This is a genomic window from Mesorhizobium sp. BR1-1-6 (assembly GCF_020165355.1).
GTDB lineage: Bacteria > Pseudomonadota > Alphaproteobacteria > Rhizobiales > Rhizobiaceae > Mesorhizobium.
Map to the genome: position 1 here is coordinate 23958 of NZ_JAIUHZ010000026.1, position 12027 is coordinate 35984.

Here is a 12027-nt window from a genome sequence, read left to right on the forward strand (position 1 = left end):
CGATCGCCGCTATCGCGACAGGCGGTTTTCATCGTCGATCAGGGTGAGACGGCAGGGCGCCACATCGCTCCATGTCCAGAGGACGAGATTAAGGTCGTCGTCCGTCGCTCCGGGGGCGAAGCTTCTGACGAGCAATCCATGATAGCCAGCCGCGACAAGTCTTCGTGCGAAGGCTTGCGTCTTCGCCTCTCCGGTTCCTTTCATCTGATCGCGCCAGGTCGTACCGGCGAGCCCCGCCGCATCCATCCCCTCCGCACGCAGGCGCTCATGGTCGCGGCTGTCAAAAACCGCCTCGATATCCGCATCATAAGACACGAGTGTCGTCGGCTGCAAACTGCCGGCCTGATTGGCTTCGCGCAACGCCGTCATGACCGACAAGGACATATAGAGCGCTGGCGTTCCCTTCCGGTTGAAACGGCCACCGTAAAGCTCCGCGCCATGGCCAGACATCGGCTCGCGTGCATAGATCGGATTCAGCGCCCGATAGAGTTCCCCCTTGAAATGCATCGACCGGATCAGGCGTGAACGCCGGCGTCGACCGCGTCGATATAGTCGAGCACGTCATCGGCGCGCCCATCACGGACCAGTTGCATCGCGGTCAGGCCGGAAAAGCCGGGCAGGGGCTCGGAGCGATACCAGGCATAGGCCATCAGCGCCGAGCCGAAGCGGGGCTCGACCTTGTTGACGATCTCCGTCATCTCGCGCAGCCGTCGCTGCGTCTTGTCCGAGCCAATGCGGTCCTTGCGCTGGATGGCATCCTTTCCGAGACCGGCGGTTCGGGCGATCTCCTCGCTGGTAGTACGCAAGGCGTCCGCGATTTTGCGCGGTGAAAAAAGTCCGCCGTCAGCATATTGGGCAAGTCCCATGACGCTTACCTCCATTCCTGTATGCCAATTATTATGACGCAATATAGCGTCAGGAATAGCGGAGTTCAATCCAAATTTGGGAAGAAGGCTGAAAAGGAAGGGGAGGCGAAAACCTGCTCGCAGATCGGGCGGACCGCTGACGCTTGCGCTGAACCGCGCCGCTCGCGATCCCGGCCACGTCGTCCTTCGCAGGGCTGTTAGCCCCGCTTGTCCTGCCGGGCAGGGATGCTCGGCCGCAGTTGCACCGGCCCGCTCGCTCCGCGGGCCGGGGGTGTCTTCGAGAAGAAGACGAGAAAGGACGCAGCGACGGGCTGTGTCCGGCAACCCCGTAAGGAGCATTTCCATGGAACTGAAATTTGTCGATCCGCGCGCGCTGAAGGGCAACCCCGACAAGGCGCGACGTTCCAAGTCCAGCCCGCAAGCCGACGCATTGCTGCTGGCGACCATTCGCGCCGTCGGTATCGTGCAGCCGCCCGTCGTTGTACCCGAATCCGATGGCGGCAACGGCTTCGTCATCGATGCCGGCCATCGCCGGGTCAAGCAGGCCATTGCCGCCGGGCTTGAAGAGATCGCCGTGCTGGTGGTCGAGCGCGCCGAAGATGGCGGCGCCATGCGCTCGCTCGCCGAAACGCTTGCGCATGAACAGCTCAATCCCGTCGATCAGTGGCGGGCGATCGAGCGTTTGCTCGCGCTCGGATGGACCGAGGAAGCGATCGCCGTCGCCCTGGCTCTGCCGGTTCGCCAGATCCGCAAGCTTCGTCTGCTCGCGAATGTCCTGCCGGCGATGCTCGATCAGATGGCCAAGGGCGATATGCCCAATGAGAGCCAGCTGCGCACCATCGCTTCTGCCTCGCTCGAGGACCAGAAGGAGGTCTGGAAGAAGCACAAGCCCTCGAAGGCCGACCCCAAAGTGTCCTGGTGGAGCGTGACACAGGGCCTGCAGAAGACCCGCATGTATGCCCGCGATGCCAGCTTCGGCGACGAGCTGGCGCAGGCCTACGGCATTGCCTGGGTCGAGGATCTGTTCGCCCCGGCCGATCAGGACAGCCGCTACACCACCGACGTCGAGGCGTTCCTGGGCGCGCAGCAGGAGTGGATGACGCAGAACCTGCCCAAGAAGGGGGTCATCACCGAGACCAACAATTGGGGCCAGCCGGAACTGCCGAAGAAGGCGGAGCGCGTCTATGGCAAGCGGGGCAAGTCCGACCATACGGCCCTGTACCTCGATCGCGAGGGCAAGGTGCAGACGGTGCATTTCCGTATGCCGGAGGCGAAGAAGCCGAAGAAGGGCGAACAGCCGGTCGGGGAGGGCGACGATGCTGCGATCGTCGTGAAGGCCCGTCCAGATGTCACCCGCAAGGGCATCGAGATGATCGGTGATCTGCGCACCGATGCTCTGCATGAAGCGCTGTCGCGGGCTCCGATCGATGACGACACGCTGATGGCGCTGTTGGTTCTGGCGTTCGCAGGGCAGAACGTGACGGTGGCGTCCGGCACGCGCGACATCTCGTATTACGGGGCTGCCGGCCTAGGCGAACATGCCGCCTGCCTGTTCGACCAGGAGGGCAAGCTCGACTTCGACATGGACACGCTTCGCGTCGCCGTGCGCTCGCTCCTGATCGACGTCTTGTCGTGCAGGGAAAACCGTTCGGACAGCGGCGTCGTGTCCCGTGTGGCTGGCGATGTGATCGGCGCGGACGGCTACCTGCCGAATATGGGTACGGAAGACTTTCTCTCGTGCCTGTCGCGACCGGCGCTGGAGGCCTCGTGCGCGGACACATCGGTCCTTCCTCGTAAGAAGGTCAAGGACACCCGCGCGGCCCTGGTCGAGCACTTCAAGGAAGGTCGCTTCGTCCATCCGTCAGCGCTATTCGGTCCCGACCAGACCAAGCTCGCGTCGTGGCTGAAGAAGAACGAGTGCGCCGAGCAGCCTAAAGACGACGGCACGCCGGAGGACCAGGACGAGCTCGATGGCAATGCGGTAGTCGAGCCGGCGCATGACTACGCCGATGAAGCTCCGGCTTCGGCCGACCAGGATCTCGCCGACGAGCAGCGCGAGGCCTACAAGGTCGCCGCCGAATAAGCCTCACATCTTTCCTCCTGAACGATCATCCCGCCGCCGGTCCATTACCGGCGGCGGTTCTGTTTTCCACCCGACATCATGGAGAAACCATGTCCGCTCAGTTGATCTATGACCTCGTGCCCCTGGGCTCGACTCTGATATATTCCGACGGCTCCCCGCGTCCGCCGGAACGCCATCGAAGGAAGCTTCCCGCCTGGGAAAACAGCAACTCTGGTGGCCGCCTGATCCGCAAACAGGCCGAAGCGCGTGTCGGCAACACGACAATCCCAGCCTCCATCACGCTCCACGACGGCGACTATGGCAGCCAGGAGACGATTGTCCTGCGCGTCCACCGGAACTTTTCGGTGAACAGCGAACTCAAGTTCGCGGTCAAGGAACGGCCCGCGATCGGCTCGGTCCTCGTCCTCGATCGGGCTGGAGACGACGCCGAGCTTGTCCATCTTGCCGCCAATCGCGCGGCCGCCGAGGAATGGCTGACCCGCCACGGTTATCCGCATGCCGTGCTCCAGGAAATCAGAGCCGACGTGGAAGCGGCGGACATTATCGAGGGGAGAGCGGCGGCATGAGCGCACTTGATTTCGAAACCAACGTCATTGAAGCCCCCGGTTGTCCGGAGGTTTCTTTTGGAAAAAGTGCCGATGGTCTCGTCGTTGCACTTGTCGGCGAGCACGCCTTTGCCATGGCTCCCGCCCGAGACGGGCGCCATTTCCTTGTCACCGGCTGGCGCATCCGACGGCCCATCGCCGAATGGACGCGGCGCGACTTCTATGGTCATAGCGGCGACCTCGCCGATGAGAATGCGTTCCGGGTAAAGGTTCTGGAAAACGCCGAACACCAACGCGAGAAGATTGCGCTCGGCCGACGCGAAGAGCGATCCACGGCCAATACGCCGTGGGGTCAATCGCAGGGAGCGACCGTCTATGCCGATGGCGTTGTCTTCCACTCAACCACCGGCCATGGCGGGTTTCTTCTTTCGCCCGACCGCAACCGCAGGATACACCACTTGATCCGCGTCGCCGGCGGAGCCTATGAGGAGGATGAGGCCTGGGCGATCGTCGCATTCAGCTTTCCTCATTTGTTTACCGCCTTCGAGCGGCGGGCTGCTGAAAAGACGATGAAGGACAGCTTCCCGGACGCCTGGGAGGCGATTACCGGCAATGTGCTTGGTCCGGGTGAGTCCTGGAAGAAGGATGAACGTACATTCTTCGCGGAGCACCGCGATGACTGGATCGTCATCTCGGCGATCATCTCACAGCAGCAATCCGGCTTCACCGAGGTTATCGCCACTCCCGGCGGCAAACGCGGGCCGGGCAGCGAGGAACGTCGCTTCCTCGTCCCCTCAGGCGAATATCGTGTCGGCCGCTTCGACTTCGTCATCGATCCGGAGCGCCACGCCGTCTATGGCGGGCCGTCGAGCTTTGTCAGCTGGCAAGGGAAATCAGCGTGATGGTCGCGCGAGGTCGCCGCGCCCGGCCCTTTCGCATGGACGAAGCTCGCCGGCAAATCCAGCGTCAGCTGGACATGATCGACCGGTAGATCAAGGTGTGGCGGCGCTAATACCGGAATTGCATCGGCGCCAGACCACGTATCGGCGCGGGAAGTCGCCTGACCCCGGCGCTTTCCTCGAACGGTATCGTGTCAATCTGGCGGCCATTACGCCAGAATGTCAGCCGGAATCGACAAACTGGCACGCCAGGAACGCGCCATAGCGGCGTTGCGGGCGCAGCTCGAACCGGAAGAGCTCTGTGCGTGACGCGAATATAGTTCTCTCACCGGCCGGCATTCATCCATGGCGATGATGCTGAGCCACGAGATACGACAGCGTCGCCATGCCGTGGATGCCTCCCGGCAGCGCGGCAGGCCATGGAACGCCATGGCGGTGCGGGTCGACCAGGCGCTTACCGATCCCCATGCCGGTGTCGCAGATATCCCTCGCCGCTCTTCCCCGCGGGTTTGCTGCGGTCTGGACCAGCGGCTGGCCCCTTCAAGGCCGCTATCGCGCCGCAGAGCGGCCGGAACCCCGCCGATCTCGGCAAGGCCGGCCCGCGTCCCGCGCGGGGACCAGTTAAGAACTGGCCCCCGCTTCTCCGCAAGCCGACCTCGCTCGCCTGGCAGGGCCCGGACCCTGAAGCGCCCAGCTCCCGCCGGTTCCTTTTGACCGCACCCGCAGGAAAGAACGGCCGAGGGCCGATCACCTGAAGGGCATCGCCAGAAAGGTAAGCTCAATGTCCAGTTCAATCCGCTCCCCCAAGTCCAAATCCCTCGTCCTCCCGCTCCGCAAGGGCACGACCCTCGAAATGGCCCGGCTCTGCTGTCCGGACAGCAGCCAGGCCGCAATCATCTCCGAAAGCTTCGGCCTTCCGGTCCTCGACAGCGACGGCATCCGCGACTTCCACGAGCGCAGCCTCATCGAAGGCGCCGACACCCTCTCCGAGGGGGTTTCCGACAAGGCGATGCAGATCCACCTGCAACGGATCGTCGGCTCCTATGTCGGTTCCGCCTACGGGGCAGGCCAGTTCTACTCCAAGGCCGTCACCGAGGCGAAAGACGCCACGGCCAAGCTCGCCAACGACATCCGCGACGAGGATCTGGACGGACCGGTCGGCTTCGACAGCAACGCCCAGCGCAAGCGCGAATTCGCCGCCGACATGGGCCTTCAGTCCCACGCCCTGCGCATGGCCGCCGAGGGAGCCGTCGCGGCCTACGAGCATATCGTCGGCGAGGCCTGGAAGCCCTACGAGCGTCAGGTCGAGAATCCCGGCCAGACTGTCAGCCGGCAGGCAGCCGACCTCCAGATGGCGGCGCTCGGCTAGCCGCACCGGCCGGAGCTACGGCTCCGCCCCATCTTCTCACATCGAGGCTGGTGTCCTTGCGGACACCGGCCTCTTCGCGTGTGCGTCGCCAAGGAACCCGACAAATGAATGTGATCCTGCTGGCCGCGCCACTCGCGGCCGTCACGAACGTTGGTCCTGCTTCGGTCCTCGCCCCGCGAAACGGCTGCGCCGTCCTTCACTGACGTTGCGGCCCGCACACGACATCTCTCCTCCTTCCGATCGCTCGCGGCGGGTTCGCGAACCTGCGGTCCTGCGCATGCGGACCTCGTGACGGCCGCGACTGGCGCGACCTCGAATGGAGGTTTTGGAAAATGAGCAGGAAAGAGAGCAAACCCCGTCTCGATATCTACGCGAAGATCACCGATCGGATCGTCGCGGATCTAAAAAGGGGGGTGCGCCCGTGGGTGAAGCCCTGGAGCGCGGGAAATAGGACGGGTCGCATCACGCGACCGCTCCGCCACAATGGGCTGCCATACCAAGGCATCAATACACTGCTTCTCTGGTCGGAGGCGATGGCGCGGGGGTTCGTCTCGCCCACCTGGATGACGTTCAAGCAGAGCATTGAGCTCGGCGGTCATGTCCGCAAGGGTGAGACCGGCTCGATGGTCGTTTACGCCAGCCGTTTCACCCGCACCGAAACCGATGCGAAGGGCGAGCAAGTCGAACGCGGCATCCTCTTCCTCAAGGCCTATACCGTTTTCTGCGCCGATCAGATCGACGACCTGCCCGCGCAGTGTTACGACAATCCCGCGCCTGGGGCCGATCCGGTCGAGCGGATCGAGCATGCGGATGCCTTCTTCACAAATACCGGTGCCGTCATCCGCCACGCTGGCGACAAGGCGTTTTTCAATCCGGCGCTCGATATCGTGCAAATGCCGCCCTTCGAGAGCTTTCGCGATGCCCCGAGTTATTACGCCACCTTAGGGCACGAGCTGACTCATTGGGTGGGCGGGGAAAAGCGGCTCGATCGCAATCTCGCGCGCTACCACAAGGATCGCTCCTTTCGCGCGCACGAAGAACTGGTCGCCGATCTGGGCGGTTGTTTTTTAGCGGCCGATCTCGGCATCGTCCCCGAGCTGGAGCCGAGGCCCGATCACGCAAGCTATCTGGCGAGCTGGCTTGAAATTCTCAAGAACGAGACGCGCTTCATTTTCGCCGCGGCGGCGCATGCCCAACGTGCCGTCAACTATCTGCACGATCTCCAGCCAGGGGCGACACAGGTCGCGGAGGCGGCGTGATGCTGCATGCTCCGACCATCATGGGGAGGGCGCCGAGCCTTCCCCATGCGCCTGCGCGCGCTGTCGCTTGGCGCCAGCGTGCAATCCACCACGCTCGCCCTGATGGCGGCCCATGGCGAGATCGGCCCCATGCTAGATTGCGCGATTTTCGCCGATACCGGCTGGGAGCCACAGGCCGTCTACGATCATCTCGCACGGCTGGTGTCGCCCAAAGTCTTGCCGTTCCCGGTCCATATCGTCTCGGACGGCAATATTCGCGAGCAGCTGATCGCGGCCGGGTAGGGCAACCGCTGGGCCTCGATCCTCGCCTTCGCCAAAGACCGTCACGCCGGCTGGCGCGGTAGTTCAATGTCAACAATCCGGAGGCTGATGCGGCCGCCGACAGCGCCAGCCTGGTGGTCTCGGGCGCGGGCGGCAAGTCTCGAACCTCGATCCTCCGCTCGTCGAAAAACTCGCGGAAGCGGCTTCTTAGCCGCCTTCCGCAGCTAGACGCCACGTTTTTCACGCAGACGTGCAGCCGTCTGAAGCGGGCTCTCGGCATCACGCCGGCGCTCGATCGCCTCCTTCATCGCGATGACGATGGCATCGGTGATGCTGACGCCGGCCATATCGGCGAACCTGCGCGTAAGCGACACCGGCATCGGTCCGGGGCCGATGGCCTAAATCTCGGGGATAGTCCCCATTATGCGTGCGCGAAATATTTCTCGACGCCCATTCTTGCGGCGGCAGGTGAGCTTCGGCAAACCGATCTCATCAAGGTTCCTTGAAGAACGACCGGCCGCTGCGGCTCGGACGACGCGAGTCGGCTGCTGGATCGACTATCAGGTATGCGGCTCCGCACCAAAACTTGCCGATTAACGAACCTCCGCCGGTGCGCCCGGCTCTATCGGTTGCCGATTCCGTTTGAGACGAGAGCCGGATAGGCAGTTGCTGGCCGCTTCCCCAAATTGCGCGCCATAAACGCAGCGTCGTTTCAACGGGTGGGTCAGTCTGGCACGTAGCTCGCGCGCTTCTGTCGCTGATCTCCCGGTGCATCACCGTTTCGAAGCCGGTGCGAGACAATGGGGCTGCGGTTCTCGCCTTTGGGATCGGAGGCGATCCGTTGCCTGACCGTGGCGGCGAGGGGGCTCTCGAACGAACAGTCGCTGACTTGCGGGTATAATGCCGTCGACGGAAACGCCGGTCTTCATTTCGGTTTCGACAAAGGCCACGTCCATCTGCGTCCGCGATGTGACTGGTCTGACCGAAGGCCGATCCCGCTATCGCGGGCTCTCGATCTTGTCCGGCAACGGCCTTCGCGACTTTCTTCCCCTGACGGCTGCGCGGCCATTCCTCGCGGATCAAGAAAGTCTCTCACGACCGCCTTCCACTTCGTTCCAGCCCTGCGGGTGCCAGTCGATCGCCTCCGGTCCACTGACCGTCATCGAGGTCGCGATGGGCGCGGCCCGAGCAACAAAGGATGAGACTTATGGCTACCATCGGCACCTTCGCTTCCACCGGCAATGGCTTCAGCGGTTCGATCAAAACCCTCAACCTCAACGTCAAGGCCAAGCTAGTCCGCATCGAGAACCCTTCCGACAAGGGGCCGCACTTCCGCATCTTCTCCGGCAATGTCGAACTCGGCGCCGCCTGGCAGAAGACCTCCGCAGAGGGTCGCGACTATCTCTCGGTCAAGCTTGACGACCCGAGCTTCCCCGCTCCGATCTACGCCACCCTGATCGAGGTGGAAGGCGAGGAAGGCCTGCAGCTGATCTGGTCCCGCCCAAACCGGGACTGATCGCCCGCCAGGGGACCCCGCCACAGGCGGGGTTCCTCCTACCAATGGTGAAGCCGGAACCAGGCATCGAGCCCGGCCCCGCTTTTTTGCTGCCAACCGGGTGGGGGAGGTCTGCTCAGATCGTCCGAGGATGCCATGGCGTTCCGAAGGCGCCCAAGGACTTCGTGGTATCTCCAACAAGTTGACGCATTTCGGCTCCCCCACTCGCCGGCTCCGCCGGTCGCTGCGCGCCCTGGCCCCTCCGACCCATCATGACCGGCGGTGTCGCCCTCCACCAACGTCAAGGAGACGAACATGTCGATCGATTAACACATTGAGGAATTGCGCGCCGAGCTGCGGAACGCTGTCTGCCGCGACGAGCGCCGCGAGACCGAGGCCGCTCTGGAGCTCGCGCTTGCCGGGAGCGAAGTCATCTGGGCCGAGCAGGAGGCGCTCATGAAGCGCTTTGAACGACAGGTCGAGAATCCCGGCGCCGGCATCAACTGACAAGCAGCCACATCCAGATACCGGCATTCGAGAGTTTTTGCGACGCGGGTTCCTATGTCGCGGTGCTGAGTGATGAATTTGACCACCGGACGGCGGCACCCCATCGGGTGAATCGCGATGTCAGCCGCTATCCGAAGGATCGTAGCGAGCGGGCGAGGGAGGAACTCATTGCCGAATTTGGCAGCTGCTTCCTTTGCGCCGATCTCGGCATCGTACCCGGACCATACCAGCGATCTCGCATCCTAGCTCGAGGTGCTCTCCAACGACAAACGGTTCATTGTCTCGGCCGCAGCCCACGCACAGAGTGCCGTCGCCTTTCTGCACGATCGCCAGCCCAACATGGACAAGATCGGGAAGGCAGCTTGATGTTGCACGCGCATATCGTTGCTATCCCCGATTGGCCTTCGCGACCTCGGCGCCGGTCCAACTCCGGATCGGTGGACATCCCGCTTCTTGTTGACGTTATGGGGCTCTGGACCAGGCAGCGAGCTTTCCGGCATGTGGCGGTCACGCGTCGTTTCGTTCCTGTTTCCGGCGTGCCGCCCGTTATCTCTCAAACCGGCCCGTGTAATGCGGAAGGTCCGTTCCTGTTGGAGCTGCCTTTTCCGATGTGCCAGAGCATGTCGGGAGGCGGGTATGATCATGCCCGGCCATTCCTGCGATTTCGGTAGGTGACGCTGATCGCCTGCTTTCATTCCGGTGCTTTCACACAAGACACACCCACCTACGACTTCGATGTGGCCTGTCTGACTGGAGGCCGCCTTCGCTGCGCTCCGTCTCGCTCTCACACCCGCAACGGCCGCTCGCGACTTTCTTCCCCTGGTCGCTGCGCGTCCATTCCTCGCGGAACAAGAAAGTCTCTTCCATCCGCCCTTCACGATGTTGCGGCCCCTGCGGGGTGCAGGTCGATCGCCTCCGGTCTGTCGGCCCTTATCGAGGTCGCGATGGGCGCGGCCCGAGAAACCAAAGGAATGAAACAATGGCCACCATCGGTACCTTCACCTCCACCGGCAACGGCTTCAACGGGACGATCAAGACCCTCAACCTTAACGTCAAGGCCAAGATCGTTCGCGCAGAACGCACCAGTGACAAGGCTCCCGACTTCCGCGTCCTCGCCGGCAATGTCGAGTTCGGTGCCGCCTGGCAGAAGACTTCGAAGGAGACGGAACGCGGCTACCTCTCGGTCAAACTGGACGACCCGAGCTTCCCCGCTCCGATCTACGCCACCCTGATCGAGGTGGAAGGCGAGGAAAGCCTCCAGATGATCTGGTCGCGGCCGACCCGGGACTGAGACTCCAAAGATCGAGGCCCCGCCACCCGGCGGGGGCCTCGATCTTTGACTTGGCAGCAGCGTTCAGCCGTTGAGCGCGTCCTTGGCGGGTGTGAAAGTCAGCTTTTTCGAAGCGGCGATCTTAGTGGCGGCGCCCGTCGAGGGATTGCGCCCCTCGCGCTCGGCGCCGCCTTCACCTTGAACTCGCGGCGGCGTCGGCAATCGTCTTGAAGACGCCATCGACGACGATTTTGCTTACGCTTTGTTCAGGCGGTAGTCGGCGGCGACCTTGTCGCCGATTTCGTTCGCTGTCGCCATGGAGGTGGCTCCTTTTTGTGTTGTTGCCTCCTCATGTTTGACACGCACAATCCAGAGAATGAGTAGCTGACGGCACCTACGAATAGCCATTTTCCGTCGGGCCCACCGCAGCTGGGGCGCAGCAATTACGTGACTTACGTATACAACATCAAATATAGCAATCATCAGGAGGGCAAATGCTCCAGCTAAGTGGTTCCTACTCAACCAGTGACCTGTCGCGGAAATCCGGCGATATCATCGCAGAGCGCTACGCCACCCGGTGACGATAACTCAGCGCAACAAGCCTCGTCTGGTGCTTCTCAATATCCAGGACTTTCAGCGGCTGATGAGCCAGGCCGATGCGCGGGCAGCAGGGACGATCGAAAAGATGTCCGATAGCCTGCTCACCGAGTTCGAGGATGCGGTTGAAGCCTGTTCGGAAGTGGAACAAGCTGGCGGCAATGAGCTACCGACCAAATCGAGACGTGGTGCCTCATCCGCTGTCCATATTTGTGGGCACGCGAAACCAGCCATGGCGAAACCGAAGGTCGTAAGAACAGGCCGATCGCCGTTGGCGTTCGTCTGGCACGCCCAGGCGGCGATCTGATGCTGTTCTTTCCGATCAGTACCAAGCAGCTGTAACCGGCCAGGTTCGCCGTTGAGGTTCCGTCCATCGAGGAACGACGAGCAGGGCTTGATCCTGACATGCGTCTTTGGATCATCCTCGACGAGTTCAATACGGGCATCATCGGTCGATCGTTTTATGTTGAACCTGAGCCCCCGGTCGGCCGCTTCAGCAAGGCATTCTTCCTTCCGCTGCTGCGCGGGTTCATCGCACGCCGCAAAACACTCACCGAGGTAAATCGGCACCGGTAGCGCGCGGGTCAACGTAACCTCGCCGTCGCTTTGCGCGCTCAAGCCGGAGGAATGCGCCGTCGACCTCTTGCGGGTCATCAAAGGTTTCGACTTTGACTTGGCCGTTCGTGCCGATCCGTCCCCAGTTGCGGATGAGCGACGCACCACCGAACAGGGTCGGCTGAATCGAGAGCGAATAGAACCGCGCCATGTTGCAGGCGGCGTCGATACGGTGAAGATAGGCCGGTCCTGTCTCGGAGCTAAGCATGGGGCGAGTCTCGCTCCCGAAACACACAACGTCCAACGAGTTCGTCGAATCGA

The 12027-nt window shown here is 62.6% G+C and carries 12 protein-coding genes and 5 pseudogenes; 12 read left to right on the top strand and 5 right to left on the bottom strand.

The window, feature by feature from the left end; all coding sequences use genetic code 11:
* Positions 1-9: 9 nt before the first annotated feature.
* Positions 10-507 carry an RES family NAD+ phosphorylase gene (locus tag LB545_RS28565; RefSeq protein ID WP_140501385.1) on the bottom strand — a complete coding sequence of 166 codons (498 nt, stop codon included), beginning with the start codon at positions 505-507 and terminating at the stop codon, positions 10-12.
* Between the two features lie 8 nt (positions 508-515).
* A complete protein-coding gene (locus LB545_RS28570; protein ID WP_140501383.1) occupies positions 516-866 on the bottom strand; it encodes an antitoxin Xre/MbcA/ParS toxin-binding domain-containing protein in 351 nt (116 codons plus the stop codon).
* Between the two features lie 343 nt (positions 867-1209).
* On the opposite strand from LB545_RS28570, the gene LB545_RS28575 reads away from it, so the two are divergent.
* From LB545_RS28575 to LB545_RS28605, 6 genes and pseudogenes are all read left to right on the top strand, one after another.
* On the top strand, positions 1210-2949 hold the full coding sequence (locus LB545_RS28575; protein WP_140584569.1) for a ParB N-terminal domain-containing protein: 1740 nt from the start codon (positions 1210-1212) through the stop codon (positions 2947-2949).
* A gap of 89 nt (positions 2950-3038) precedes the next feature.
* On the top strand, positions 3039-3515 hold the full coding sequence (locus tag LB545_RS28580; RefSeq protein WP_140584570.1) for a hypothetical protein: 477 nt from the start codon (positions 3039-3041) through the stop codon (positions 3513-3515).
* Positions 3512-4396, top strand: a complete 885-nt coding sequence (locus LB545_RS28585; RefSeq protein WP_224706183.1) for a DUF7007 domain-containing protein — start codon at positions 3512-3514, stop codon at positions 4394-4396. Before LB545_RS28580 ends, LB545_RS28585 begins: the two co-directional genes overlap by 4 nt.
* A gap of 778 nt (positions 4397-5174) precedes the next feature.
* A complete protein-coding gene (locus tag LB545_RS28595) occupies positions 5175-5762 on the top strand; it encodes a hypothetical protein (protein ID WP_140501375.1) in 588 nt (195 codons plus the stop codon).
* A gap of 332 nt (positions 5763-6094) precedes the next feature.
* Positions 6095-7021, top strand: a complete 927-nt coding sequence (locus LB545_RS28600) for an ArdC family protein (protein WP_140584572.1) — start codon at positions 6095-6097, stop codon at positions 7019-7021.
* A gap of 6 nt (positions 7022-7027) precedes the next feature.
* Positions 7028-7361, top strand: a pseudogene (locus tag LB545_RS28605) (hypothetical protein); the annotation flags it as partial.
* Positions 7362-7506: 145 nt separating this feature from the next.
* Here the strand turns inward: LB545_RS28605 and LB545_RS28610 are convergent.
* A complete protein-coding gene (locus tag LB545_RS28610) occupies positions 7507-7662 on the bottom strand; it encodes a type II toxin-antitoxin system VapB family antitoxin (RefSeq protein WP_263494203.1) in 156 nt (51 codons plus the stop codon).
* An 827-nt stretch (positions 7663-8489) separates the two neighbouring features.
* Between LB545_RS28610 and LB545_RS28615 the strand changes: the two genes are divergently transcribed.
* The 4 genes and pseudogenes from LB545_RS28615 (at position 8490) to LB545_RS28630 (ending at position 10575) form a co-directional block, all read left to right on the top strand.
* Positions 8490-8798: a DUF736 domain-containing protein gene (locus LB545_RS28615; RefSeq protein ID WP_140501371.1), complete on the top strand. Its 309-nt coding sequence runs from the start codon at positions 8490-8492 to the stop codon at positions 8796-8798.
* Positions 8799-9119: 321 nt separating this feature from the next.
* The gene (locus LB545_RS28620) at positions 9120-9284 is read left to right on the top strand and encodes a hypothetical protein (protein WP_224647530.1); all 165 of its coding nucleotides are present in this window, start codon (positions 9120-9122) and stop codon (positions 9282-9284) included.
* A gap of 8 nt (positions 9285-9292) precedes the next feature.
* Positions 9293-9650: pseudogene (locus LB545_RS28625) on the top strand (zincin-like metallopeptidase domain-containing protein); the annotation flags it as partial.
* Between the two features lie 613 nt (positions 9651-10263).
* On the top strand, positions 10264-10575 hold the full coding sequence (locus LB545_RS28630) for a DUF736 domain-containing protein (RefSeq protein WP_140562286.1): 312 nt from the start codon (positions 10264-10266) through the stop codon (positions 10573-10575).
* A gap of 63 nt (positions 10576-10638) precedes the next feature.
* Here LB545_RS28630 and LB545_RS28635 read toward each other — a convergent pair.
* A pseudogene (locus tag LB545_RS28635) lies at positions 10639-10872 on the bottom strand (HU family DNA-binding protein).
* Between the two features lie 176 nt (positions 10873-11048).
* Between LB545_RS28635 and LB545_RS28640 the strand changes: the two are divergent.
* Positions 11049-11308 (top strand): annotated as a pseudogene (locus tag LB545_RS28640) (type II toxin-antitoxin system prevent-host-death family antitoxin); the annotation flags it as partial.
* 20 nt (positions 11309-11328) lie between these two features.
* Positions 11329-11727, top strand: a pseudogene (locus LB545_RS31080) (hypothetical protein).
* On the opposite strand, the gene LB545_RS28650 reads toward LB545_RS31080, so the two are convergent.
* A complete protein-coding gene (locus tag LB545_RS28650) occupies positions 11702-11974 on the bottom strand; it encodes a WGR domain-containing protein (RefSeq protein WP_140562283.1) in 273 nt (90 codons plus the stop codon). The pseudogene LB545_RS31080 and the gene LB545_RS28650 overlap by 26 nt on opposite strands.
* Positions 11975-12027: the final 53 nt, after the last annotated feature.